The following is a 26712-nucleotide window of genomic DNA, read 5'->3' as shown; positions in this document are numbered from 1 at the left end:
TTTAAAAGTAACTAAATATGTTAAACGCTTGCCTCACCTTTCCCTCGACGTCCCGCGGACAAGCCGGGGACGTCAACAAAGGGTGCCCATTCTTTAACTGAATTATTACATTCACTTTTTCATCACCGTAAGAAACAATTCCGAATGCAAAAACAACTGCAGCCATGCATGCAAGTATGGATATCCGCTGTGTTCAAACCATTGTGGATCAACCATGTAAAACTGTCTGATAAAGGGAAATAAAGCAACATCGGCTAGAGTGATTCGATCTGCTAAAAGAAAGCGTTGTTTCGTTAATAATGAATTTAATTTATCGAGGTAATCGCCCGCCTCTTCTCTATAATAAAGCGGATCTTTTTTCTCTGTGCGTTGTGGGTATTTATAGTTATCCAGAATAGGTTTGAATTTTTTATCATTCAAGTGAATTAATTCATTACATTGCTCTTTGAGTTTGCTACATAACCATCCATCTGGATCAGATTGTGTTAAAGCCCATATCATAATATCAATGCTTTCATCAATCACACGACCATCTTCTAAAATTAGCACCGGCACAGTACCTTTGGGTGAGGCTAAAAGCATCTCCTGAGGTTTATTTTTAAGCTCAACCTCACGTTGTTCGACTTTAATTTTGGAATACGCAAGTGCCATTCTTGCTCTAATCGCAAAAGGGCAGCGCCTAAAGGTATAGAGTATCGGATATTTCACTGTATTTAGACCATTTTATTTGTTCGTAAGAAAACGCGCAATTCATGAATCAATTGAAGCAGATCATAAATAAAAGACTGGTAATAAACAACTCATTCCCCCTTGTCTCAAATAAGTTCCTTAGTCTAGTTATTAATTCACCATAAATTCATATTTTTGCCACTATGACTGTTTATTTTACAAATAAAACACCCAATGTGTATAATAAAGTATCAATCAGTTAAAAAGGCAAATATCATGGTAAAAATAGTTGCGACTGAACAAGATAAGGAAATAGTTCTTCTGGATACAGAAAACATCAAGTTAGGTGGAACATCAGAATATTATAAAAAACTTTCATCCTACGACAAATTGGATGAGGCTTTGCAAACCATGTCGAGCATGGACCTGACCGACAAAGAAAATTGGCGAATCGCAATACTGCTCCAAAACTTAAAGAAGAAAAAAGCAGATTCTGAAGAACCAGAAATCAACTCACTCATACAACAATGTAAAGATTTTTCACTAATTAATACCCCCAATTCAGAGCAACTTGCCAGCATGAAAAAGCTGAGCTGTTATCGGGTTGGAGCAGATGCAGGAGCAGGATTTAAAGAAGGCGATTTAGATGTGCTCGGTACTGAAGGTTTTTTACACTGCACCGGTGTTTTAATCGCTACAGAAGATGAAAACGGAACGCCTTGTTATTATATCGCCCATGTATTCGGTGACCGAACAACAAAAAGTACAGTTGAAGAGGAATTGAATCGAATTCTTTCTGACGTAAAAAAACTTACGGGTAGAAAACTCTCTTGGTCCGACTTGAAAGATCAAGTAACCCTGGTAGGTCCTGGAAGCGACGTAGAAGAACCGAGTCTAGGCTATAAGCAAATATTCAAAATATTAACTCAAGCAAAAGCAAACCCGCTGCCTTTATTCGCTGATAGTGTTGCATTTAACTTAACAGGGCTAGGCGACGATTTAATCATATTAGATCCTAAAGGACAATTAAATGAGGGGACTCAATCTCAAATCCCAAGGGTAGGGCATGGAGTTTATTCTCCTGTTGATAATATAAGTGATGCAGAATCAATAACAACTATTGAAAAACAAATTTCAGATGCAATTTTAGCTGGTGAGTTTCCTTATAAAAGTTCTTCTGTGGTTAGTAAACTATAAATTGGCATCCTTTGTAGGTTGGTCATTTTGACCCAACACGACACAGCTCTCCCAATGTCGTGCAAATTGAGGCGAGAAATTGTAAATTTCTGAATAATTTATTTGATTTTTAACGGCAGCTTGTTCTCATATTGGGCCATTCTGCGGGAATAACACAATTTTAAAACAAAATGTATTATTTCCTTAGGGGTCCGTCCCGGACCGTCCCCTGCCACTTCACTAAAAAGGTGCAATGTCCCAAAGGCAAATGCAGGGTGGAGATTAATGGCATCCCTGTATTTCGTGATTCTGGACCTATCAGGGATTATGCTTCGTATCACTTGGTAACTCGTTATTTACACCGTTATAAAAATCCTTTGATATAAAAGATGACAACCTAAGCTCTTCATTTCATTCAGTTAGTTGACGACAACAGTCCGTATAAGCCTAGTATATATCAGCCCATGTAAGATGATGTTGAGCTCCTAATGAATTGTAAAGAAATCGCAATGAATTGCAGTTTAATTGATGTCACCTTTTATTATTGAGTTATATTATTACAAGTTGCATTAATTTTTTTATAAATACAGTATTTTGGAGATACATTATGTCAATGTCTAAAGAAGAGCGAGAAAAAAAGAAACAGCAAGAATTAGAAATTGAAGAGCAAAATAGAAAAAAAACAACAATCAAACCGACAAACATAAATAAGGATTGGTCAAAAATAGTTGATGACTACAAAAAACAGTATGGCAGAGAACCTGATGAAAAAAATGGCGCGTTGGTTTTTGATTCACCCGAAGAAGTAACCAAATTTTTCATGGCGCAAGCAACTGCGAAACCACCTCGCGAATTCCATTGCGTTTACTTAGGTGAGGATGGCAAGCCCATGGATAAACACGTATTTTCCTGCGGCAGTGGTCATCTTTTTCAGGGCAGCTTAAAAGAAATTCAAGATCAGATAAAAAATGCTTTAAAGGATGACCCTGAAAATCAAAATCTCAAAAATGGCAAGGCTTATATTAAAAGTTTGATAAATCCTACTAAAGATATGCGCCAAAGCTTAAGTGACATGCAATCAACATCTGATGAAACCCACTCAGAATCGCACAGAAATTCTATGGGAAGTTTTTGATCCGAAAATGTAGCCTATCGATTAGCTCAGCTTAATAAGGTTACTTCTTATATGCATTTAGCACTTATCGTTCCAGTCTAAAGAATTTTTTAATACTTCTTATTAAAGTCACTTCAGCACATTGAAGTGACTTGAGACACACTCTATAATTTCATTTAATTAAAAAATCACAGGACAGAGCATGAAAATAGATGAAAACACGCAGCCAGTCGAAAATTTAACCCATGAAGACTATTCCAAAGCGATGAATTTTATCGGACAAAATTTATTGTCTTCTCTAATTCAATCCGTGGAAAAATTACCACCACATTGTCGCAACAACAATATCATATCCCAGGCTCTCTCTGCATTTTTGGCGAATATTATTTACAAACAATCTCCAGGAAATCCTGAATCACACCAACAAATGCTTGAGTCAATTACCAACCTTGTAAGAATGCAACTTAACAACATCCCACAACCATCAAAATAAGAGTAGCAAATAATGCAGTGATCCCGTATTACGCTACGCTAATACGGGATCAAATATATTCCGCCGTAAATTCTGCTTCACTCATAAACAATCGTTTTTCTTTAAAATTGCCTCGATGAATGTTTTTTTCACGGTACTTGTTAAAAAACTCTGGTGGCTTGTAAATTACTTGCGGTGGCTGGTACGTATTATTTGCACGATATTCATTATAGTTTGGATTTAGTTTACGAAGACTGTCATCTAAAAGTTGAATTGCATTTTCTACATTGGATATAGGCGTCGATAAGATAAAAAAGAGTCTATTGCCTGTTTTACAATCAAGATAAACAGCAAAATCGTTAATAGGTTGAATTGTGGAGTTGGCAAGGCACTCCACTACCTGTTTTATTTCAGAAACAAGAATTTTTTCAGAAATTAGGGAAATTTGCTCTTTAGCCCGTGCAAAAAATTTGAATGTAAGTGGTTTCACTGAAGTGATTTCAATAATATCTTCCATTTCATAATTGATTAACCCTGCAAGGGTTGTGACATAAATGAGGTAACGTTCCCCTTCTTCAAGCTCATGCAATTGCACGAATTCGGCATCATTTCGATTTTTTTTAAATTGATAAAATACATCAAAGGGATTAAAAACAAGACCAGGCCAATCACGATGCAAGGTATGCCCAAAAAAACCTTCTGCCGCAGAATAATGCTCTAAAAATAGGAGCGTTTTCTTTGTGTTTACCTCACCTAGCCAACTTTTTTTAAGGTAATCAATTTGCGAAAGGGATAAAAAATTTCCCCCATAAACACAAACAGACAAATTACTCCATAGCTGTTGCAGATGATTCACATTAAAATAGGACAACGCTTTTGTCGTAACTAATTGAATAATCGCAGGGAAACCTAAAATGGTGCGAATATCTTGATCTTTGGTTTCTTCGAAGATGCATGTCATTCGTGTTTGTGCATCAGTAATAGACAATGTTTCTTTTGAAGGATAAATCAAGTCTTTATAAAGCCAATGCCGATTTGAATTCATATAACCGGATATAAATCCTACTGGCAATGCAGTAGGAGAATCATAGATGTGGGGTTGCGCACTCAAATACAGCGCCTTGCCATCAAATAGCTCATAAGGATTGTTTAATTCATTGGACAAACCAGCAAATAAACTAAACCCAATTCTCATAAGATTGTTGATTAAATTTCGGGTTATTGGAATGTACTTGGGACCACCAGTAGTCCCTGAGGTTAAAGAAATTGCTTTGATAGGTTCCCAGCTAAAGAATCCTTTTTTACCCTCCCTATAGATTTTTTCAAACTCTGGTCTGAGCATTTCATAATTGAAGGAAGGAAGTTTTCGTGCATTATCCATCGTCTTTAATTGAGATAATCCGCATTGGATCCCCAACTCTGTTCTTCTGCATGTGCTGATAATTTTTTTAAGTGCTGCGTTCTGATAAGGATAAGGATCATAAGCACTTTTTTCGATTTTTTTGGCGTAATTGCGAATAATGGGTACACCACAATTTTTTAGAATCAAATGATGAAGCATATTCTCGCCTGCTATTAAGATAAAAATGTCTCACTCAATTAAGTTTAGATTATAGAGAATGAACTGTCTTATAGAGATTCGACTAGCAGGTAAATACAGTATTTTTCTTCGACTACTTGGGAGATGGCTCCCTTTTTTGTTATGCTGATTTTTAAAAGGATTTCAATTATAAATCGGAATTAAAGATGATTATTTCTTCTATTGCAGATTACCGTGAAGCCGCCCGACGGAAACTTCCTCGATTTTTATTTGATTATATTGATGGCGGCGCTTTTGCGGAACAAACTCTAAAAGCCAACATCGAAGATCTTGCCAAAGTAACATTACGGCAACGTATTTTAAAAAATGTAGGACAGCTCCATTTTGAGACGGAACTCTTGGGACAAAAACTGGCAATGCCCGTCATCTTAAGTCCTATAGGCCTTACCGGCATGTATGCTCGACGTGGTGAGATCCAAGTCGCCAAAGCGGCTGCAGCAAAAGGGATACCCTTTGCCTTATCTACCGTTTCAGTATGCTCCTTGGAAGAAGTATCCGCTCACAGTTCCCAGCCTGTGTGGTTTCAACTGTACGTACTTAAAGATCGTGGTTTTATGCAGAATATGCTTGAACGAGCTCAAAATTGTGGTGTGACTCATCTCGTATTCACAGTAGATATGTCCACACCAAGTGCCCGCTATCGAGATGCACGATCAGGAATGTCTGGTCCATTTGCCCGTGAACGTCGATTTCTCCAAGCCATAATGAAGCCCTCCTGGGCTTATCAGGTTGGGATTATGGGACGTCCGCATGAGTTAGGAAATATTTCCACCTATTTAAAAAAAACAATAGGGCTGGAAGATTACGTGGGATGGTTAAATAACAATTTTGATCCCTCAATCAGTTGGAAAGACCTCGAGTGGATACGTCATTTTTGGAAAGGACCTTTGCTCATTAAAGGAATACTTGATCCAGAAGATGCAAAAGATGCAGTCGCCTTCGGCGCCGATGGAATTATCGTCTCGAATCACGGCGGACGGCAACTTGATGGCGTATTATCTACCGCCAAAGCCCTGCCTATGATTGCGGATAAGGTCCATTCTGACCTCGCAATTCTAGTTGATTCGGGAATTCGTTCAGGACTCGATGTGGTTCGAATGCTTGCTCTTGGTGCTCAAGCAGTGCTCCTAGGGAGGCCTACTGTATATGCTTTAGCAGCAAGGGGACAAGCAGGAGTAGAGCATATGCTCGATCTTATTCATAACGAAATAGGAATTGCCATGACTTTGATGGGAGTTCATACATCTACAGAAATTAATCGAACTCATCTTTGCACTTTGTCCTGAAAAAAATGAGCCCTCACCCCCGCCCCTCTCCCACAAGTGGGAGAGGGGATTTCTCAAAGCTCCCTTCTCCCCTCAGGGGAGAAGGTGCCCGATAGGGCGGATGAGGGCAACATCTAATTAACTCAATAATTTGGGGGACCAAAATTTCTATAGAAAATAAAAAACACGAAGATCACATCCATTTTTTTCTTTTAAAAAGAATATAAAGAAAAAAAGCACAGAAAACGATTAAACCCAGCGCGCCAAAATATCCGTATTTCCAGTGTAATTCGGGAATCCATACAAAATTCATTCCGTAGATTCCTGTAATTAAATTGAGTGGCAGAAAAATGGAGGCAAATGCAGTGAGTATGGCCATTGTTTCGCTCATTTTTTGCATCAATTCATTATTAATTTGCCCTAATAAACTATTTAATAACTCGCGGATTGAATCAACCTCATTAATAATGAGATGACTATGATTCGATAAGTTATACAAAGAAGAACGGCATTTTTCTGAGATGACAGATATATTTCGGGTGGTAATCCGCATTAAAATTTCTCTTATTGCCATCATATAGCGTTTGATTTGCAAGGTCTGGTGCTTGACTTCAGCAACATCCTTATAGATATTCTCATGTGCAGTTTGTAATGTAGACTCAAACTGTTCTGCTAGCTCTTCATAATTAAAGAGAACCCTCGCATAATCATTAATAATCCCTTCAAGAAATAAAAATAACATAAAACAAGAGGTTTTTGCATAATGAATCGATTTTGAGCAGTTATTGAGAAACTCAGATAATACAGGCAGCGGTTTTGTCGATGCGGTAAAACAGTAATTCGCAGTAAGATGAAGAACTAAGTTATCTAAATTAATTTCATTATTATCATTTAACTCAAGTGAAGCCAGACATTTAATTTGCAATGTTAGGGCATTATCATTATCTATAAGATTGGTTAAGCTATTTTCCTCACATAATTTAATTACTTCTTCAGGTAATTTGAGCTTGTCTGCTATTTGATTAAAAGCATCTGCTTGAGTTAAGTTACTGTGAACCCAATAAACTTTGCTTTTCTCTTGGGTATTGATCTGCAACTCCTCAAGAGCAACTTGTTGAATGCGGTGATGGGTTAAATCAAATTCAATTGCAATGGTATCAAAAGTATTCATTTTAACTTACATCCATGTGGTGCCTTTAATTAATTATGACGCGTTTTTCCTGATAATCAATTTCAGTCACACAGCCTTGAAAATTCAGTTTAATAAACTATTTAGCCTGAGGGTCAATCACATAATCCCAAAGATTATTAAATATTTGCACGATTTGAAAAGGGCTAAGGACTACCGAAACATTCGCCAATGCAACAGATAAGTCACTGCTGTCACCCACTAAAATATTGGCGACAATGGGGGCAATTGCACCACTTTGTTTTATATAATCAATAATTCGCTTATCCAGGTCTTCGATACTATTGAGATAGGGAATTAACATCAGCGGGTGCACCGTCGTATTCATTAAAATTTTCAAAAACTGTTCCCAAGATGCAATGATTGAATCGGGGGACATTGTTTTACTGGCAAACTCTTTCCATATTTCCAGCCTCAGTCTTTTAGCAAATGTATCTTTAAAAACACTGGATTTATCATCATCAAAAATGACAATCGATGTTTCGCTATCATGGGTAAAAGAACGTTGGTTCACATTAGCAGAACCTATAATGGCTATATCATCATCCGCAATAATTATTTTAGAATGCATTGCAGGATGATAATTTCCATTAGGCGCATTTTTTCGATCGATTAAAACAAGCGCTACCTTATCCTTTACCTCTTGGGTCACCCCGTTAAGTAAAGCATCCCAAAATTCACCTCTTTTTCTATCGGGAATCAGGATGTCTGTAGTTTCTTGTGAATCCTGAATGGCTAAAATGAGACAGGCAAAGTTGGACTCTTGAATTTTCTTATTGAGTTCCTTTGCTACGTCAACATTTACTAAGTATTGATCTTCAATATAAATATACTTTTGTGAATTAGCGATGATTGCAAAATAGGCATCCCTGAAACTTCGATCTTTATCATTGCTGTTGGGATCATTATACGTACCTACTACTTTTCCGTAATAAAAATTACCCATAGTGATTTCATTGGGTTTGGTTTCATTTTCTCCTTTGAGCTGTATGTTTTTAGTGCTTGGATGATTATGCCATCTTTTTTTAAATTTTTGCAGGATTTGATAGGCAGCCGGCCCTTGTACTTTGCAATGGACATCATGAACATTGGAATAGTCTTTATGATAGGCATCAAAACGATTTTTATTAATATCCATTCCCCCACAAAAAGAAATAAGTCCCTCTTCCCCTTTAACAATAATCACTTTTTCATGCTGACTGCCTACATTCTTGCTTATACAGTATCGAAGAAGTGCGTAAAATGGATCCAATTCTTTGAAAATCGATTGATATTGATTAAATTTTTGCATAATAAAAGGGACAAATTGAGCAACGAATTGCTTCGACTCCGCGGTGGAATAAGTATTATCGTCTAACGCAGCGTATGCAGTGGAAAGCTTGTTTAATCTTGGAATATTATTCAAACTCATACGTTGTATCTCTTGGCTTGGATTATTCCAAATTAAGATTCGCAACTCGACCCCATTTGTCGAAGCAGTATTTAATAAATTAAATAAAGTCGATTTTGGATCCGTCTCAATGAGAGGGAAATCAATATCCAGCATCCACCCAAGAATATAAATATAATGATCCTGGGTTTTTGCCGTCTTTAGGGCATTCACAATTTCTTTAAACGCATTTGCCCCATCGACCATATATTCAATTTGGTTCCGTGTTGCATCAGGAAATATTTTTAACCATTTATTCGCCATGGTTAAATCTGCCTACCCGTTTTGGGATCGTATTTTACCTCTACCGGAACAATCTGATCAGTTGGCAGAATTTCTATCCATTGATCAAAAATTTCATAATTTTTCCCTACATTTGCTCTAAAACCGCCTTGTAAGGGGAAAAATCCATGCTCGTAAACGCGATCAATTGGTGTTGCTGTTACCGTATTGGTGTCATCAACCAATGCGGGATCAGATACTTCACTGGGTTTAGGATATTTTCCAGTCTTGATGCCTTCTTCATATTTCTGTTGTATTTTTTTAGCTAAATCCATAATGACATCAATCATCTTTTGGCCATCTAATGGATGGCCATTAATGTCTTTTTCATCCGGATTATTGGTGTGATAAATGACATCGTCGGTAATCCCATTCATGCCTTCAACGCCTTTTAACCAATTAATGGCAGCCTCTTCTTTCCCGGGCCGGATAGGAATTACGGCTTTAACCCAGGGAGCATTTAAAAACGCATTGCGCATGTTGTCGCCATCCAATTGTAACAACCAGCCTAAACTGCTCCCCAACTTGGCTGGATCTGAATCTTCGGTAATATAGTAGTTATCTCTTTGTTGCTCATTAATGCCTCCCCATCCTACGGTACTGGAACTCATGATGTTATTTTCAGAATTTAAGTCAGCGATGCTTATTTTATTCATCAAGCCCTTTTGTAAGACTTTATTGACACCACTCACTACCGGTCCTGATGGATTAAAAACGGGCGTGGGTGATTCTTGCAGCTGCTGTTTGCTACGATGCAATCTTGGCCTCCACCATTCAGGGGAAACAAAATAAAGCATTTTATCAATATCAAAAATAGAATTTATGAGTTCTGCGACCACATGTCTGGTTCGATCATCTGGCAAGGGAACATTGTTTAAAAGCATACCCTGAACCAGCTGACGGTATACGACAATCCGTTCTTCCTCCCTTAAGTCATCACTATCGCGCGTTTGAATTTTACTCGCTTTGGTTACTCTATCTTTAACCGTTTCTACATATGCTTTTTCATATTCTGCTTTTTCTTTCGCTTTAAAATTGGCAAGATTTGCATTATTTTGTTGAATAATTGCATCATTGGCACCCGCTTTGGGAGTCCAATGCAAAATAAGCGCTATATCCAGACTATTTTCTCCTTGAAAATCAGCGTAGTCCAAATGTAAGGTGAACGTTGCTTTATCCGATAAATTTTGAATGGAATCTTTTCTTGACACCTTTACGGGTTTACCCTGAGGGTCGAACTCCACATCAGTCAGATCATAATTCGCTTTGGAGCATACAAATTCCTGCGCAAAATCCACTTGAATTTTTTCCACATCATCAAACACAACCCATTCCGTACCTGAATAAACACCATCGACATAAACCTTTTTATTATCGGCGTCCGTACCATCTATAGAAACAAAAGGAATGGTAATGTTTTTTTCTTCTTGAAAGGGTTGAAAGGTAGGAATTTCTTCCGGATGCGGAATACTATCCAAATCAGCGGGTATGGCAATATGAACCAGCTCCGCTATCCCTAGTTCTTTGCCTGGATCATCCACATAGGTTTGCCAACACAAATAAGAGCCTACATCTTGAACTTGCACCCCAACTTGACGCATTTTTCGGCGTAATTCGTAGTTTATGAGTTCTTCCGTTGTGTTCGTTAAAGTATGTTTTATGCTCGAAACATCTGTTGTTTCGGTTACCGTTTTAAACGTTGATTTATAATTCTTCCTTATTTCAGAAGATAACTGTTCTGTTTGTTGACGCATTTGTTTGTGTGTTGTTTCGCGTGCTGTTTGCTGCGAAGTTTTGTCATCAAAACTGGAAGTTGCCTCAACTGACGCATAAGATGCTTTAACACTCGCACCGAAATTGACATCTTGTTGATTGTCATCTTTAACTGCATCGGACAGCTCATCTTGAGTTGTTGTCGTTGTTGAAGACTTGGTGATCATATCCAGTGTGGTTTCTAATGTACGTTCAATCGTTGTGCTGCGCGTATGGACTTCGATGAGCTCAACGGTAGAGCCTGGGCTAAGCCAAACATGATCGACCGGCGTTCCAAGAAAGGTATCTAATTCAAAGAAATATTGTCGAAATAAATGAACAATACTGATTGGTGATAAAGCAACACAATCAAGATACTCTTTATTGGTTGGGTCTAGATCATTAATATTGAGAAATGCATCGGCACTGTTATCGGCTGAAAGCATCTTAATTAAGTTAGTCGCTTCTTCAGTCTGATTTACCGTAACATAAAAAATTTCGGATAAGATATCGTAGGCACGTTGTTTCACGAGGAACAACAAGGAACCTGCTACGGATGATTCATATTCCAATTGATGTTCATACACACCAATATCGATTCTTTTTGTATTAATTGCCGATCCAATAATATTCCCTGCACGCATAAGCATACCTGAACTGGGATTTAAAGTGCTTCTGTTATTAAGTTGCGAATAGGCATCGGTATATATTTTAATTATATTTTTATTAAGAATTGCATTCAGGGTATCATTTGTAATCACTTTACCCCATATATCGGGTTGATAATTTTGATAGTTAGGCAGTTGTAATGAAATCTGTTGTAATACAACACTATCAAAGGTTCGTATTTTCCCTCCTTCCAAAACACCAGGCTTAATTTGGATATTAATTTGGCCATCCTGGTTGTAGTTAATATCAACCAAACCCGCAAATTCTTTTTTCAATTTCTCTAAAATCGAGGCTTTGTCATTTTGAAACCCCGTCTGAAAGCGTTCTTGAATTCGCTTTGATTTCCATCCAAGTAAAGGCTGGTATATACCAAACAACTCACTATCATAAGGAAGTACGGTGGTATAATTCGAAAGATCGGTTATTCGTTTCACTATCGTCATTTTCACAACCTCCTGTATTCATCCATGAATTCCTTGAGTTTGTTTTTTTTGATAGTAATTAAATCTTTTTTAAGAATAAGGAATCCAACAACCTTGTTAATCCCCAATTGTGTAAATTTAGCACAAATAATCCATAAAAAAAATAACTTAATATTTCCTTAATAATTCAACTATAAAATACCGTCATTGTTAAAACTATTCATGCAGAAAAAAGACAATCAAAATCTGGATGAGCGGAGGACTGATACAACTTAGGCAATCTTAATCAATAAGCTCGATTTTGTTGAAATAGATTTTTTAAGTTTTATCAGTGATGTTTAACAAATGAAACCCAATCAAAAAGAAAAATAAGGGTTAGTACTATTCCATATTTTTGTTTGCACCCTACCTTAAATCATCTAATCACTCAATATCTAACGCAAATTGACACGATTTCTTAGGACTAAAAATTAATTCGCACTTAACTATTCTTTTTCATTTTAAAAAACGAATTAACTGTATAAGGTTCAAAAATGACAATACGCTATTTATCTTTTGATTTTGATGGGTGTTTATTTAACAGTGCTTATGTTGCATTACCCCATAACAATTTTACCAAGGATCAAACCGACGCTGTTCTTGTTAAAAATAGAGAATTCCTGGAAAAACTGAAGACACAAAACGCTGGCTTTTCAGCAGCTTACGGTCTCATTGGTTCAACACGACAAGATTATATTACAGACCTAATGAACTGTGGTATTCAAACACGATTCAAAGGGTCTTGTTGCCCAGCAATTGCGACTGTGTGTGATTATCTAGGAATAACTTTTGAACCACTCATGCTCGCAGACATTGAAGGAGAGTTAGAAAGCGGTACCTCATACCAACGCATCATGGATGAGATAAAAAATGGAACATGGTCTGAGCCAGGTAAAACGATTCATGAGCATGCAGGCTTGGTAAACGTGGATGAGTGTAAAAGAACGATTCTATTTGCGCAAATGCAAAAAGCCGCTGCGGACCATCCAGGAGAAGAAATAATATTTGATTTTTTTGATGATCGGCCGGAAATATTGGGGGCTCTAGAAGAATATTTTACCAAATATCCACACATGATTCCTAAAAATGTAGGATTGCGCTTGCATAGTTATGCTGGAGAAACAGCGTTATTAGTGGCAGCTATACCTGGTACAGGAAACCCTATATCTAATTATCAACTCTGTGTACGCACGATGCACAAAAATCTCAATGCCATGAATGAAGTTGCAGAGGCGCTTAAAGATTTTGCTTTAACAACTCGTCCCGAAGAGAAAATATTTTCTATTGTGAAGGAGCTTGCTGAAAAAGGGCTTTTTCTCGAAAGCTCTGAAGAAGCAAAAGCCTTTTTTGTTCAAAATCCTAATGCACCCTTTGTTGCACACCCGAGCAGACGTAAGGTTGACGATCTATTTCTGTTCACTGTTTCCTATCCAACTTCCAAGGGTATTGTTGCATCAAGATATGGTCTGGATTTTGCGGGCAAATTATTTCTAGTTGATGATGAGACTAAACGATTTGAAATAGAAATGGATCCCCAAGGATTAGCTGCCACACTCGCAATCTATGTGGAACACGCAAAAAATATCGTAGAAACCACTGAAGATTGGGATAAACCTGTTATGCAAACTCCTGAGTCAAAACCTGAGGAAGTGTCAAAAGGCGAGGCTCTTTACCAGGAACTCACGATGAGTCCTTATTTTGTCGCCGATGCAAATAAGGCTAAAGCAGTTCTGGCAGCCAATCCTGAGTTCCCCTTTGTGATACGTAAAAGCGGCACCCCAAAGGAAGGGATGATTACTTTTACTACCGTCTTTGATACATCAAAAGGGCTTGTTTCTACACGCTTTGGGCTCAATAACCAGGGAGATCTTTTTGTTCTGGATAACAAGGGCGCACATAAGATTACGGACGTTTCTGAAGATTTGCTAGGTATTTTGACAAAACAAACTCTTACTACGAAAGTACGGGTCAATCGAGCCGAGAATCTTGGGGATGTCACCTTTAGAGATCAAAACACCACTGATTCTAAGGAAGAAACGAATCAAACAGGCGGAGTTTTGGCTGCAGAAAAGGGATTCTTTGCCCCTAAACTGAAACAACCTACAGGAGAACATCCTCTTGGTCATGATATGCAACCCTAAATGATACATAGTAGCAAGCATAAGCTCTAATTTATGCTTGCTTTTAACTCTCAAAAATACTCGTGCTTCTATTTAAAAACGAATTAACTTTTTAAGGTTCAAAATGGCAATACGTTATATATCTTTAGATTTTGATGGATGTTTATTCAATAAGACGTTCATGGAATTATGGGATAATGAATATAAAGGACGGCAGGCTAATGCCCTTATTCTTGCGAATCAAGATCTTCTATTCCAACTGAAAAGAGAAAATAATCAATTTTCAGCAACCTATGCATTCATTGGCTCTACCAGACAGGACCTTAGTATTGACGAATTGAATGGGAAAGGATCATGTTGCCCAGCCATACTCACTGTTTGTAATGCTCTGGGCATGGTACATGACCCCTTACTGCTGGCCGATATAGAGGGAGATTTGGAAAACGGCACTTCGTTCAATTTAATCATGAGCGAAATCACTAAGAACACATGGGGTATGTTCCATAGGAATACTCATCATCATGTTGATTGCAAACAAACTGATGAATATAAGAGGCCGCTGCTTTTTGCACAAATGCAAAAAGCAGCGGCGGATCATCCCGGAGAAGAAATAGTTTTTGATTTTTTTGATGATCGAATGGATATATTGAACGCGCTGAATCACTATTTTAGCGAATATCCCTACATGATTCCTCAAAATGTAACCCTGCGTTTACATCGTTACGACGGAGAAAAAGAGCAATTAATAGAGTCTCTTCAGGGTGAAGGAAAACCCATATCAAACTATCCATTCTGGGTACGTGCGATGCATCAAAATATCGATGATCTGGGTAAAGTTGCAGAGACACTGATGGATAGTGTAATGAGCCGCAAAGAGAAAATATTTTATATTATGGGTGATGTGTTTAAATATGGCCGATTTATCAAAAGTATTGATGAGGTTAAGGATTACTTCGCTAAAGATCCTAAGGCTCCCTATGTTGTGCATCCCAGCAGGCAACATGGTGATGAACGTGCGCTGTTCTCTATTTCCTTTAAAACGGCTAAGGGTATCATTTCATTTCCCTTTGACTTTGATTTTAATGATAAAAAAATCTTTCTGATTGATGAAGATGAGCGATTCGAGGTAGAAATGCATCCGCGAGGAATAGTGACCACACTGTTTTTGCTTACTGAACAAGCAAAGTTCATAATAAATTACGATGACACATGGAAGCCTGGCACTCATAAGGCTCAATCAAACCTTAAAGGCGAAATTCTTTATCAAGAGCTTGTAGAAGGTCCTTATTTTGTTGCAGATGCACAACAAGGTAAAACCGTTCTGGCAGATAATCCCGAACTCCCCTTTGTAATACGTAAAAGCAGCTCCTCAAGGAAAGGGATGATCACTTTTGCTACTGACTTTAATACTGCTAAGGGAATTTTTTCTATACGTTATGGCCTGAATAATCAAGGAGATCTTTTTGTTCTGGATAACAAGGGCGCATGTAAGCTCAAAAACGTTTCAAAAAACTTATTGGATATTTTGAACGAACAAACCCTTGTTGCAGAAATACTTGTAAATCAAACCAAGAATATTGAAGACATCCGCTTTGCTAATAATCAAAATAAAGCGGGTTCTAACACTCAAACGGCAGGAGTTTTGGCTTCACAAAAAGGACTCTTTGCCCACACAGCCCCACAACCTGCAGGAGCTCATGTTCTTCCTCATGATATGCGACTTTAAATAATACTGAGTAGCAAACATAGGTCTGGCCTGTGTTTGCTTTTACCTATCAAAAACCATTTCAAAGCCATTTTATAATTATTTTTTATCAAATCCTCTTGAACCTTTAATGGAGATAAGTTAATTATCAAGATGGGCCCTAAATATCCAATGGGATTATTGGCATGCAAAAAGGATTTAGACATGAAGACAAAAATACCTACTTCCCCAAAATCGCAAAACAAAAATCCTAAAAACAGCAGAGCCTTACCCCTTCAATTGATACAACACGCCGAACCCGATAGAACATACTATTTAAAAAGTACCGCAGCACAAATAAACAATTTTTTTTCCTTGCGCGTCAAAGAGCTGTACCACACTCTGGCATGGACCTTTTCTTTAGACTCTGTGGATTGGAGTACTTTCAATAGATACATCTGGCCTACAATTTCTTCTGGGGCAGCATTACTTCTTGGTCATTATCTAACACCGCTTCTAAGTGAATACCTAATGGGGAGTTCCGAATATGATTTTGTTGTCAAATTTCTTTTTGGCGCCATCATATTAGGCTGTTGTGCTTTAAATCGGATTACAGACAATAAACTAGAGTCCGGAGTAGCGCTCTCTGCTGCTGTAGCCAGTGAGGTTATGGCAATAACTTACATGTACAGTTCAGTTTTTAAAGGCACTACCTTTTTACTCCCTATAGCTGATGAATATTCATTAATTGCCGGACTGGGAACCAGTGCCTTGGTTGTTCCAAGCGGAATTTCTTATCTCACGCAAAAAGCACAAGAATTACTCGTCCGCTTCCAATACAGTCGAGGCGCGCAGCGTTCAGATACTGCAGTGATTTCGAGTGGGTTGACGCCAATATCCAATTTGTATTTCCAAATCAATCACTTTATCGCCAGTGAGCTTATGGTAAGTTCCCGTGCCTTTCAATTGGGACTTATTTCTCACAATATTCGTTATGCGGACCGAATCGTACAAAAATTCCGTAACTTACCCGCATTAATTGCTGATTTAGCACCATCGACTATAAAAAAAATGCGTGTGCAGCAGGAAAAACTGGACCATGATTTTGAGTACAATCATCAATTACATCGTGTTTTAAAATTTACTGCGAATGGTCCCAGATTCGTTAGTGTTCCTCGATACCAGCTCCGTACTGGGGATTTAGTTCTTTGCGATGAGCGCATCAATTTGGATTGTGTGCCAATATCTGGAGAGCTCGTTGCGCTACAACGTAACTTAGAAGGTGAGTTCACGCAAACATTGGAGCGAAAAAAATTCAGCGTGAATCTTAAAGCGCAAAATGGTGAGGATGTTTGGATAGAACATAACACCAAAGCTAATTTGAATTCAAATTACAAGAAAGTGGACTTATATGCAGTTAGGGATGGCAAACAAGCAGGCGTACTTGTAGGTGATAAATTAAACCTATACGGTAATGACAACATTTTTATTCAAATTAAACCTGAGAAGGAACTTTTATTAAGCAGTAACTACGAGAAGAAAGCGGTTATTAATGACATTATTGCCGAACGAAAACAAAGAAGCGTTTTATATTCTATTTTAGGCTCCATTATTATGGCTGCTTTTCTGCAGAGAGACATTACCCTAATGCCTGCAGAAACACTCCGACTTATGTTCACCCTCTTCCAAACGATGATTCCCTTTTCTGAGGCTTTTTTACGTGAAACAGTAAATAGCCGTTTAATGAAAAGCCTGAATAGCAATTTGGGAGATCAACCTTTTGAAACCATTGATGCGCTTCGTCTAGTGGATTTATGTAATGCATTGGGAGGATATTATCGTGACAAATTTCCCAATGGGGTGGCCATTATTTCAGATAAAACGGGCACCCTGACAACAACACAAATGAATGTATTAGGATTGTGGACTACCGATATGCAATCTGAGGTACAGCATCTAATTAAAGAAAACAATGGAAATTTACTTCTTCCCAAAGAAACACAATGGCGCAAATCCTTTGAGGTATTTTGTTATGCCTTCACCAACAATATAAAAGAATTAGAACCTGAGGAACATGCCATTTTGGGATTATTCAAATCTTTATTGGATAATTCTCAGTGTTTGGAAGTAACCACCCTGGGAAACAATCACTTTAAAAAAATAATTGCTTCTAAAAAAGAAGTTGAGACGTTTCATCTGGGTTTATATCGTACCTTTGGCGGTCGTTTCACCCTCGTTCACGATGGTGAAAAATCCTCTCTTGTCTTTTGTGGGGTGCCTAAAGCGGATGCATTTCAAGAAACTCCTTTGTTGCAGGCTTATGCTTCGATGCAAAGTCGTACCGCAGTTTTATCCCGTGATTGGTGCATCGCCCACACGCCAATTAATGAATTTGAGTTTACAACCTTAAAAGAATTATTTGATAAAGATGATAAAAAAACGATTGAAGATTTTATTTTAAAAAATCCATCATTGCTCAAAAAACTGGGTTATTACGGCACGTTTATTATTGATAACCCAGTAAAAAAAGGAGCTGAAAAATTTATCGCTCAATGCCGAGAAATATCAGTTCCAGTATTTGTAGCAACTGGCGATACAACTAAAGCAGCGGTAAATATTGCTAAAGTATTATGTCCGGAAAACGCGAAAAACATCATTATCATTCGCGCCAATCAGGCTGAAGACCAGGCTTTTGACGGTTTAAGTGAAAAAAATTGCCCACCCGATGCCACAGTCATATTTGCAGGCGTCAATGAAACCGTATTAGGCCAGTTTCAAAAATTGATGGATAGAGATAAAACAAAACGTCCAGCCATTATTTTTGCGGAAATGAGTACTGAAGGAAAGGGTATTCTGGCCCGTTATCTCAAGGACCATCATTATTTTATCGTCGCAAATGGCGATGGGACGAATGATGTCATGATGATGAAAAACTCCAATGTGGTTATCGCGCATCATTCCGATGATGGTACGTTTGCGCCTGGAGTAGGTGCTCTATCAAATATCAGTGAAGAACAACTAAGAAGATTATTTGGTTCTGATAAAACCTTTTATGAGCTTTTTGACATTAATCTTCCAAAGAGCCTGTTTGTACAGCAATTCGCTCCTTTAGCAAATTCACAAGAAAAGCCGACTATGGCTTTAGCACTTAAAAGCGGAAACATGACCTTTTATTTAGCGAAAGCGGTCGGCGCAAATGTCAAAGAAATGAATCAGCAACATTGGTATAGCGTTGCATTCGACCTATTATGGTTGTGGATTGCGTTTTATGAAATTAATCAAAGCGCTGATTTACCCATGGATAACCGAAATATCAATGCGTCAAGACTAATTTCCAATACCATGGGCATTGCGCTACTCATCGCTGTTTTTCAATCCTTGGCCAATTATCTCCTGTTCAACGAGTCAACGAATTTAAGCAGTATGCTGATGATGTTAACCTTACTGCCCTTCGTTCTAAAGAGTATCTTTGCAGGCTTTCAAATGGTTCAAGAGAATTTGTATCCCGAGCCAGAAATCATCGAAGTTGAAGAGAGCACAGAGACAAACTCGAATCGTTCCCTCTTGAGTTATGTAGGCTCTTTTTTCTCACGTAAACCTACAAAGCAATTGGAGAATGTATCCAGTACTCCTAAGTTACAGTAACAAATAAAGAATTTGAGAGAAAAGTCAGATTTGTTGATAAAAGCGAATCGCGCGGTCAACTGCTGTGGGAAAATAATAACGAATCCCTGGATTCGTTTTGCGCGCCTCCAGCCAAGCTATAGTTACCAGCTTTCTTGCCAACATAAAATAGGGAAGCAATCGAATATCTTCCTCTAAAATTGGCATTTGTTCACTGTAACCATGCAATAAAGCCTCTTTTAACCGATGAAATGACTGCTGCGAATTCCCCTCGGCTACATGTTCGAAGGCACACAAAGCAACCGCCAAATCATCATGATAAAATCCAAGTCCACAGTCATCAAAATCAATAATTGCAAACCGTCCCTGATGCACCAAAATATTATTAGGCTGGGTATCGGAGTGAATCACGCCAGTTTTATCTGGATGTTTGCATTCGAATTCTTTTAAGATTTCATAAACCATTCTTCTCGCTGCAGTGAGCACCTGTTGTTCTTGAATGGACACCTCCGAAAGCATTTCAATATTGTAAAATTTTGCTGTTTCAGCACCAATTAACCCATCTGCGAGCCAATAGTTTCTGTGCGGCATGGATATCCCACGCCCGCTCTGATGTAAAATGCCAATCAACTGCCCTAGTTTATTGGCATAGTGTTCATTGATGCTGTTCCATTTTTTCTTACCCGCTAACCATTCAGAAACAAAACAATATCGATTTGTTTGGACCAGCGGATGACGAACTTCGATAAAGTATTGTCCGGAACTAGTTTTTATTGGCACAGGCACATTAAGATTGGTCGTAGTAAGTATGTGCTGTATCCATTGCATTTCTTCCTGAAGCGCCGCCTGTTGATGATGTCCATAAGGATTAATTCTCAATGCATAACGTTTGTTTTGATGGTCTGTGACTCTGAAAATCGCATTGGCACTGTATTTAATAAATTCAATCTTTCGGGTAATAAATGGGTACTGTTTAAGCGCTTCAATAGCCAAAGCCCTTAATCTTCTGACTTGTGTCAGATAAGAAGCCTGTTCAAAAAGTTGTTTGGTATTCATAGGTCATGGCTTTTTAAAATGAGATAGCACGTATCAATTATTTTTCAATAAAAGCAGCGCCGAAACGAGCAGGAGCACTCCTCCGATAACAATTAAACCGGCACTGGAAATAATGGATAATAAATTGGACCCAAATCCCGTAACCATCCAGGCAAAGGCCATCACTGCACCAGATATACCCATCACCCATCCTTGTGATTGAGCATCAACAGCATTGGAGAATAAAGTTAATAAACAAGCAAATGCCATAATATCAAAAATTGCGATGAGCACTGCCAAGGGCCATTGCAACAAAGGATTGGGAATAATATAAACCAACAATTGGCCCAATCCCGTAAGCACCAGTGTGTATAAAGCGATGTGCTGTACTTTGTACCGGTTCACACAAAAAGGCATGCCAATCAGGATACCAATAGCAAAACCTAAACCAATCATGCCTTGTACTGCACCCAGTTGCCAGTTAGTGTAATGGTAAACGAGCTTCATCTCTACGATAATGAATTGAAAATAAAGGCTAAATCCCATTTGCATCAATAAAAAAACCAATGCCAGTATGCGAACTGATTTATGTTCAAATGCTTCTATGAAAATTTGTACTGGCCGAAAAAAAGATATTTTTTTATGCGACAAAACTAAAACAGTATCTTGATAACCAAGTTCTATCCACACCCAAGCAATAAACGCAAGAAATGCTGCCATCAAAAATGGGGTAGTAAAAGTGAACCATGGCAATAATTGTTGATCCGACATAACCCCGCCAAGTAAGGGACCAAGAACAGAGCCGAAACTAAAACTCATGGAAATCAGACTCATGTTCAAGGCTTTGGTTTCAGGGGTACTCAAATCGGCAATAGAGGCCTGCGCTATGGGTTGGCTACCCGCCATTAAACCAGAAAGAGCTCGGCCAATAAGTAATAAACTCAAACATGAAAAAGCAACTCCTATCCCCATGAGTAGGAAACTGATAGTTATTCCCAACATGCACAGCAGTAATACTTTTTTCCGTCCCCAAACATCAGATAAATCCCCCATAAAGGACGTTCCGAAAAACATGCATAAAGGATAGAGCATATAACTTAATCCCAAATAAAAATGTTTTACTGCCACACTAGCATCGGCACTTAATACAGGACTATGCTCTGCTGTAAATAGAGCGGTCATGACTGGATAAACAAGTCCAAAACCTAAAGCATCAATAACAACTGCAAAAAAACAAGGCGCGGTTTTTCGAAACATAAGATACCCTTGGGTTAAGAATATAATCTAATTATACTAATACATTCTAAGGGATTGTGTAGCCTGGGTGAAGCATAGCGAAACCCGGGTTACGGCTTCGCCTGCGCCCAGGCTACGATTAAAATAAATCGTTAATGATATTATCTAATAAGTGAAAGTGATGAACCTCTCTCAGACTCTTTCCCTATTTATGAGAAGAAAATTCAATACTCAAGTGGCAATTTATTTTTTTCTATAAGTTTTAATGCAGCATCTACAACTTCCTCATCATATAGAATACCTCTTCCACGTTTAATTTCCGCTACAGCAGCATCCAAACCTAAAGCAGGCCTGTAGGGTCTATGGGATGACATGGCTTCCAATACATCAGCTACAATAATCACCAATGTCTCAGGCAAAATCTCTTTTCCTTGCAATCCTCGAGGATAGCCACTCCCATCAAGACGTTCATGATGTTGCAAGATAACCTCCGCCACAGGTTCTTTAAGTGGAACCTCTTTTAAAATATCATAACCTGCCTGTGGATGCCCCCTAACGAGCGCCATTTCAGCCTCGGTTAATCGAGTTGGCTTGGAAAGAATTTCAGCAGGTATCGAGATTTTTCCTATATCATGAACCAAGCCCATAAGCTCAAGTGATGCACACCGCTCAGCTGACCAACCTATCTCTTCGCCAATCGCTTTTGCGATTAAGCCTACCCGACGCTCATGACCTGCTGTGTAGGGGTCGCGAAGCTCAACCATAGATGACACAGCGAGAAAAGTCCCCTTTATAGCAGCTTCTAATTGAGCTACATATTGATCTATTTGTTCTTTTGCATGCTGAATTTCAGTCACGTCATCGGCTATAGTCAGAAATTCAGAATTACCCTTCCAAGATATGACCGTCGTATCAACTCTTAAAATGAACGAAACACCGTCACTTTTTCTTGTTAAAGGCAAGTTATACGTAATGCTTGATTCGCCTCGATCTAAGTGTTCCCACTGTTCAAGAACTAATTTCTTTATAGATTCACTCTCTATCAAATCCAGTAATCCTATAGAAAGCAAATCCTGTTCTTTTCTTCCTACAAGTTCACAAAAGCGTGGATTTACGTACAAAAACTGCTTTTTATTACGTATATATACTCCAAAATGTGCTTGCTCAATAAATGCTTGGAAATGTTTTTCACTTTCTTGAAATCGTTTTTCTGCTTCTGTTGCTTTTTGTTCTGAGTAAAACCGCGTCAGCGCATTCTGTAAAAGAGTAGCTACCGAGTCTAAAAAGGCAACTTCCTCAGGTAAAAAAACCGCCGATTTTGAAGAGGAAACACGATGAAATACATTTATTTTTACTACGGTTCCCCCATTAGATTTAAATTCTTTTTTCAATTGATGATGTAATTGTTTCGCTTTGGGGTCTGAACTGAATTCCCCCCAATTACTTTCTATTTTTACAACCACGTTTTCAGGAAATTGAAAAGCGAATGGTAACTCATTAACTGTTTTTATAAATAGTTCTTCAATATTCAAGCCTTGGAGCACAATTAAATTTGAAATGGTATAAAGACATTGAAGTTCTTTAACCCGCTCACCCAAGTCGTACGTCAATTTTTTCCGCTCTTCTTCGAGTGCCTTACGGAACGTGATATTTCTTACTATTTGTACCCAAGAGCTGGGAAATAAATCAGAATCTATAGGTGATAAGTTACATTCCACCCAATTCTCTTTTTCAGTCTTGATTTCCACTATAAATTTGTTTCTCGCGATTGATAATTGCGAGCATATGGGGCATTGCTCGATCGCTACAAACTTATTATGAAAAAGCATATGGGAGGATAGACCTACTAATTCCTCAGGTTTAATACGGGTAATTTTTCCTGCGGCAGTGTTCGCTTGGCTGATGGTCCCTTCAGATTGAACAATAAAAGTGGGATCTGGAATATTATCGTACGTTGTTGCAGCACGTGCCAACATAGCAAAAGGTCGACGTAAGGTTTGTACCACCAGCGCGATATAAATAAACCAAAATGAGAATATTTTGAATATATGCCCGACTATATTCTCGAAACCAAATAAATTTTTATAATCCGAAAATGCCAAATCGGAAAGTATCATAGATATCATACTCAGGCTTATATAAAACAGCAGTTCTTTTGATATCATTGCCTTCTCATACCAAAGCAATATGAGCGCCATAGTTAAGATGAGGACTACCCCCCACTCACAATAGAGCTTAAACCAGGTTACCCCATAATTATCAATATACGTTGTAGGGAAATAACCTGAGAAAATGGCAACAAAAATAGCGCAGATTATTAAAAAGAAAACCAAATTAACCACCCAAATCTTCATGGAATGCCTGAAAAAATAAATGGAAAAAAGAAAAGATAAGGCCTGGAGAGTGCGCGCAGAAACCCAAAGTTGAGTGCTTAAATTACCTCCACCATGAGGCAACAAATTCATTCCTTCGTACGATAAAATATGGGCGATATCAATGATGCTACACCAACCCACAGCAAAAGAAATAAATACCACAAACTGATTTTGTGTGAATTGCGTGGTCGTGACTACGACCGTCATTACAGTTAACCCGATAAACACTGAAATTAACTCAGTCAGAGTATGGAACACAAGAAAGTTCGTTTTATACTCAATAAGAATACAGATTAGCGATAGAAATATAGGCGGTATGAACACTCTCCAGAGAGGGGGTTGCATAGAGACATAAGGAGTATAGGTTACCCTACGATATTCATAAATGTCCTCCCTATTATCTCCCTTGTTCATCTGCATTCGTCCTTTGAATGAAATTGACCAATCCCATAAAAAGTTTTACTTCCCTAAGTATAGTTGAATTAAGCAATTGGGCTTGATTTTGATAGTACGAACAGCGAACAGAACATTATTGAACAAAATGAATACAAAAAGATCTAGTTCATATTTCCTTAATTATTTATTGTTAAAATTGTTTTCATTTTAGTGACAGTACAGAGGTTTTTCATGAGAAAGAAATACGAATCCACGACAATGGGAGCGCCCAAGAGGGAGAAAAAAAATGTATCCTGGAATGACAAGAAGACAGAAGGAAAAATAGATCAAGAACATCTTAAGCTTGGGGAAGCTGCTTCTCCCACCAAAAAAATATTAGATGACCAGATTGCAGAATTACAAAAAACTGGTTATTCAGAACTTGAAGCAACTGCGATAGTAGGAAAAGCGCAAACACCCAGCGGAACAGTGATTATAACAGAACCCATATTTTATGATTCTAAAGAAAAAATAGCGGAGCGCAGATTTTTAGCGGCACAAACCCATACCCGTATAGGTAAAGAAGAATCGTCAGAGAGTGAAGTGATTGCACCATCTTCATCTTCGCGAGGGAAAATGCAATGGACTCAAGCTATTACTCCTAAAGAAAAATCACCAACCCCAGGAAGTGAACAGCAGGGCGCACAAAAAGAGTCATCTTCGCAAGAGAATGGGCAGGAAAAAGAGAGCGAAGTAAATCCTTATAGCTTTTTCTCTCCAACTTCGATTGGAGTAGGAGTGGCTTTAGCCGTTGTTGCAACACTAGGAATTGCTGCGTTCAAAAAATAGAAAGAATCTAAATGCCTGGTTGCAAGCAACCAGGCTATAGTAATCACTAAGCTGCACTAGTTAAAATAGCCATTTTTTAAGTCTGTTTCAAAATCTTCTGGCCAATTACTTCGATATAACCCATATTGTTTTTTTATGGAATTCCTCTCAATCGTTATCCATACTTGCGCACTAACTATTTGGTTGGGATCATAGCTTGAGCCACTCTTTATTGTTATTTTGAATTCATGAGCAGAAAACCCATTCCTGAATAGAATGTTTTGAAAATCTTCTTTTATTACATCCTCTCCGTTATGCATTGTCTGTTCCTTAAACTGACACCTAAGATAATTATAGTATCAGCGTGTAATTTGCGCTCATTTACATCCCCATAAGCGTGTCCGAAAAAATCTTGTCTTACCTAGGGGTCGTGCATATCGTGCGGCTTAACTTATCTGCCCTGGGTGAAACGAAGTGAAACCCGGGTTTCGGTCCTTCGGACCTTCACCCAGGCTACCCTTTTTCTGGCACGTACTTTCACGTAAATAAGCGAATTATTCAAATTTTGTGAGGAGCTCACTACTTCTCATTAAATTCAGTGATCCAAAATTTTTGTGATGAATTTATATTTTTAGGCACAGGTGCTACAACTATGGTTTGCACCAAAGGAGGATTAAATGGACCATCAGCAGTTGCCCATTGATACGTTATTTCAAATTTCCAAGAGTTCTTCCCTTGCGCCATTTTTTTAATCTTATATGAAGTAATCCATGGGCTGGAAACTCCTGAAACCCAGTAAGGCCAACGATCTTTAAATTTCTTTTTTAATTGATCCGAAAATAACATGAATTGGACGGCACCATTACGTTGTTTATTGGCTTTTGCGAACAAATTCGCGACTCCGTCCAGCTTCTGTGGCGCCAGTGCTTTCTCCAACATGGAAATTCGAGCAGCATCTGAATCAGCCTGTGACACATTTTCAGTCATACTCTGTGCGGTAACAGAAAATAACATCATCAACCCACTGAGCATAAAGCTTATTTTTGACCTGTTCATAGAGTTCTCTTTATTAAGGGTGGCTTTAATTTATTATTTATAGGCCAATATATCCCTTCAGTCCAGATCGGCTCTCCGACGTTTAGCTAATTGGAAACAGCCCCTGGTGCACGAGCATTTTTTGGAGAGTTCAATTAAATGTTTTGCTGCTGTTTTAGGGATCATTCTCCCTCATCTGCCCTATGGGCACCTTCTCTCCGTTGGGGAGAAGGGATCCAATTTGTGCAACCGGTTTGATAGGTAACATTTCAAACCGGGCTGATAGGTAACAGATTTAAGATGCTAGGGTCTAAAAATTTTA

Annotated in this window: 18 protein-coding genes; 8 read left to right on the top strand and 10 right to left on the bottom strand. The window is 38.3% G+C overall.

Translation table 11 applies throughout. From position 1 onward, the window contains the following. Positions 1 to 111: 111 nt before the first annotated feature. Positions 112 to 708 carry a glutathione S-transferase gene (locus Lstg_RS06290; protein ID WP_082650803.1) on the bottom strand — a complete coding sequence of 199 codons (597 nt, stop codon included), beginning with the start codon at positions 706 to 708 and terminating at the stop codon, positions 112 to 114. Between the two features lie 237 nt (positions 709 to 945). Here Lstg_RS06290 and Lstg_RS06285 point away from each other — a divergent pair, with 237 nt between their 5' ends. The 3 genes from Lstg_RS06285 to Lstg_RS06275 all read left to right on the top strand — a co-directional run bounded on the left by Lstg_RS06285 (position 946) and on the right by Lstg_RS06275 (position 3452). After that, entirely contained in the window at positions 946 to 1866 is a 921-nt protein-coding gene (locus tag Lstg_RS06285; RefSeq protein WP_058476817.1) for a hypothetical protein, read from the top strand. 586 nt (positions 1867 to 2452) lie between these two features. Beyond that, positions 2453 to 2980: a hypothetical protein gene (locus Lstg_RS06280; RefSeq protein ID WP_058476816.1), complete on the top strand. Its 528-nt coding sequence runs from the start codon at positions 2453 to 2455 to the stop codon at positions 2978 to 2980. Between the two features lie 181 nt (positions 2981 to 3161). Next, a complete protein-coding gene (locus tag Lstg_RS06275) occupies positions 3162 to 3452 on the top strand; it encodes a hypothetical protein (protein WP_058476815.1) in 291 nt (96 codons plus the stop codon). Between the two features lie 49 nt (positions 3453 to 3501). Here the strand turns inward: Lstg_RS06275 and Lstg_RS06270 are convergent, their stop codons facing one another. Beyond that, on the bottom strand, positions 3502 to 4992 hold the full coding sequence (locus Lstg_RS06270; protein WP_058476814.1) for a GH3 family acyl-acid amido synthetase: 1491 nt from the start codon (positions 4990 to 4992) through the stop codon (positions 3502 to 3504). A gap of 185 nt (positions 4993 to 5177) precedes the next feature. Here Lstg_RS06270 and lldD point away from each other — a divergent pair, with 185 nt between their 5' ends. Then, complete coding sequence (lldD, locus tag Lstg_RS06265) at positions 5178 to 6317, top strand: FMN-dependent L-lactate dehydrogenase LldD (RefSeq protein WP_058476813.1); 1140 nt, start codon at positions 5178 to 5180, stop codon at positions 6315 to 6317. Positions 6318 to 6489: 172 nt separating this feature from the next. Here the strand turns inward: lldD and Lstg_RS06260 are convergent, their stop codons facing one another. The 3 genes from Lstg_RS06260 to Lstg_RS06250 form a co-directional block, all read right to left on the bottom strand. Beyond that, positions 6490 to 7467 (bottom strand): magnesium transporter CorA family protein, encoded by a 978-nt coding sequence (locus tag Lstg_RS06260; protein WP_058476812.1) that lies wholly within the window; start codon positions 7465 to 7467, stop codon positions 6490 to 6492. A gap of 97 nt (positions 7468 to 7564) precedes the next feature. Then, positions 7565 to 9178 (bottom strand): phospholipase D-like domain-containing protein, encoded by a 1614-nt coding sequence (locus Lstg_RS06255; protein WP_058476811.1) that lies wholly within the window; start codon positions 9176 to 9178, stop codon positions 7565 to 7567. Positions 9179 to 9180: 2 nt separating this feature from the next. Then, complete coding sequence (locus Lstg_RS06250) at positions 9181 to 12060, bottom strand: hypothetical protein (protein WP_058476810.1); 2880 nt, start codon at positions 12058 to 12060, stop codon at positions 9181 to 9183. Between the two features lie 512 nt (positions 12061 to 12572). On the opposite strand from Lstg_RS06250, the gene Lstg_RS06245 reads away from it, so the two are divergent. The 3 genes from Lstg_RS06245 to Lstg_RS06230 all read left to right on the top strand — a co-directional run bounded on the left by Lstg_RS06245 (position 12573) and on the right by Lstg_RS06230 (position 19527). After that, positions 12573 to 14219 carry a hypothetical protein gene (locus tag Lstg_RS06245; protein WP_058476809.1) on the top strand — a complete coding sequence of 549 codons (1647 nt, stop codon included), beginning with the start codon at positions 12573 to 12575 and terminating at the stop codon, positions 14217 to 14219. A 103-nt stretch (positions 14220 to 14322) separates the two neighbouring features. After that, positions 14323 to 15924 (top strand): hypothetical protein, encoded by a 1602-nt coding sequence (locus tag Lstg_RS06240; protein ID WP_058476808.1) that lies wholly within the window; start codon positions 14323 to 14325, stop codon positions 15922 to 15924. A 183-nt stretch (positions 15925 to 16107) separates the two neighbouring features. Next, entirely contained in the window at positions 16108 to 19527 is a 3420-nt protein-coding gene (locus Lstg_RS06230) for a hypothetical protein (RefSeq protein ID WP_058476806.1), read from the top strand. Between the two features lie 24 nt (positions 19528 to 19551). Here Lstg_RS06230 and Lstg_RS06225 read toward each other — a convergent pair whose 3' ends face one another. The 3 genes from Lstg_RS06225 to Lstg_RS06215 all read right to left on the bottom strand — a co-directional run bounded on the left by Lstg_RS06225 (position 19552) and on the right by Lstg_RS06215 (position 24566). Further along, positions 19552 to 20562 carry a phosphotransferase enzyme family protein gene (locus Lstg_RS06225; protein ID WP_058476805.1) on the bottom strand — a complete coding sequence of 337 codons (1011 nt, stop codon included), beginning with the start codon at positions 20560 to 20562 and terminating at the stop codon, positions 19552 to 19554. A gap of 33 nt (positions 20563 to 20595) precedes the next feature. Beyond that, positions 20596 to 21798, bottom strand: coding sequence for an MFS transporter (locus Lstg_RS06220; RefSeq protein ID WP_058476804.1), 1203 nt, complete (start codon positions 21796 to 21798; stop codon positions 20596 to 20598). 203 nt (positions 21799 to 22001) lie between these two features. Continuing rightward, positions 22002 to 24566, bottom strand: a complete 2565-nt coding sequence (locus Lstg_RS06215; protein WP_058476803.1) for an MASE3 domain-containing protein — start codon at positions 24564 to 24566, stop codon at positions 22002 to 22004. Between the two features lie 213 nt (positions 24567 to 24779). Between Lstg_RS06215 and Lstg_RS06210 the strand changes: the two genes are divergently transcribed. After that, positions 24780 to 25376 (top strand): hypothetical protein, encoded by a 597-nt coding sequence (locus Lstg_RS06210; RefSeq protein ID WP_133129201.1) that lies wholly within the window; start codon positions 24780 to 24782, stop codon positions 25374 to 25376. Positions 25377 to 25432: 56 nt separating this feature from the next. Here the strand turns inward: Lstg_RS06210 and Lstg_RS06205 are convergent, their stop codons facing one another. Together Lstg_RS06205 and Lstg_RS06200 are read right to left on the bottom strand one after the other, a co-directional pair. Beyond that, a complete protein-coding gene (locus Lstg_RS06205) occupies positions 25433 to 25675 on the bottom strand; it encodes a hypothetical protein (protein WP_058476801.1) in 243 nt (80 codons plus the stop codon). Between the two features lie 259 nt (positions 25676 to 25934). Beyond that, on the bottom strand, positions 25935 to 26411 hold the full coding sequence (locus Lstg_RS06200) for a hypothetical protein (protein WP_058476800.1): 477 nt from the start codon (positions 26409 to 26411) through the stop codon (positions 25935 to 25937). Positions 26412 to 26712: the final 301 nt, after the last annotated feature.

Origin of the sequence: Legionella steigerwaltii (assembly GCF_001468065.1) — a bacterium.
GTDB lineage: Bacteria > Pseudomonadota > Gammaproteobacteria > Legionellales > Legionellaceae > Legionella > Legionella steigerwaltii.
This window is presented reverse-complemented; position numbering and strand designations above follow the sequence as displayed.

Bases quoted from the DNA above. Each gene is read 5' to 3' on its own strand.
- Lstg_RS06285 (WP_058476817.1), top strand. From the start codon at position 946: ATGGTAAAAATAGTTGCGACTGAACAAGATAAGGAAATAGTTCTTCTG.
- Lstg_RS06280 (WP_058476816.1), top strand. From the start codon at position 2,453: ATGTCAATGTCTAAAGAAGAGCGAGAAAAAAAGAAACAGCAAGAATTA.
- Lstg_RS06275 (WP_058476815.1), top strand. From the start codon at position 3,162: ATGAAAATAGATGAAAACACGCAGCCAGTCGAAAATTTAACCCATGAA.
- Lstg_RS06270 (WP_058476814.1), bottom strand. From the start codon at position 4,992: ATGCTTCATCATTTGATTCTAAAAAATTGTGGTGTACCCATTATTCGC.
- lldD (WP_058476813.1), top strand. From the start codon at position 5,178: ATGATTATTTCTTCTATTGCAGATTACCGTGAAGCCGCCCGACGGAAA.
- Lstg_RS06260 (WP_058476812.1), bottom strand. From the start codon at position 7,467: ATGAATACTTTTGATACCATTGCAATTGAATTTGATTTAACCCATCAC.
- Lstg_RS06255 (WP_058476811.1), bottom strand. From the start codon at position 9,178: ATGGCGAATAAATGGTTAAAAATATTTCCTGATGCAACACGGAACCAA.
- Lstg_RS06250 (WP_058476810.1), bottom strand. From the start codon at position 12,060: ATGACGATAGTGAAACGAATAACCGATCTTTCGAATTATACCACCGTA.
- Lstg_RS06245 (WP_058476809.1), top strand. From the start codon at position 12,573: ATGACAATACGCTATTTATCTTTTGATTTTGATGGGTGTTTATTTAAC.
- Lstg_RS06240 (WP_058476808.1), top strand. From the start codon at position 14,323: ATGGCAATACGTTATATATCTTTAGATTTTGATGGATGTTTATTCAAT.
- Lstg_RS06230 (WP_058476806.1), top strand. From the start codon at position 16,108: ATGAAGACAAAAATACCTACTTCCCCAAAATCGCAAAACAAAAATCCT.
- Lstg_RS06225 (WP_058476805.1), bottom strand. From the start codon at position 20,562: ATGAATACCAAACAACTTTTTGAACAGGCTTCTTATCTGACACAAGTC.
- Lstg_RS06220 (WP_058476804.1), bottom strand. From the start codon at position 21,798: ATGTTTCGAAAAACCGCGCCTTGTTTTTTTGCAGTTGTTATTGATGCT.
- Lstg_RS06215 (WP_058476803.1), bottom strand. From the start codon at position 24,566: ATGAACAAGGGAGATAATAGGGAGGACATTTATGAATATCGTAGGGTA.
- Lstg_RS06210 (WP_133129201.1), top strand. From the start codon at position 24,780: ATGAGAAAGAAATACGAATCCACGACAATGGGAGCGCCCAAGAGGGAG.
- Lstg_RS06205 (WP_058476801.1), bottom strand. From the start codon at position 25,675: ATGCATAACGGAGAGGATGTAATAAAAGAAGATTTTCAAAACATTCTA.
- Lstg_RS06200 (WP_058476800.1), bottom strand. From the start codon at position 26,411: ATGAACAGGTCAAAAATAAGCTTTATGCTCAGTGGGTTGATGATGTTA.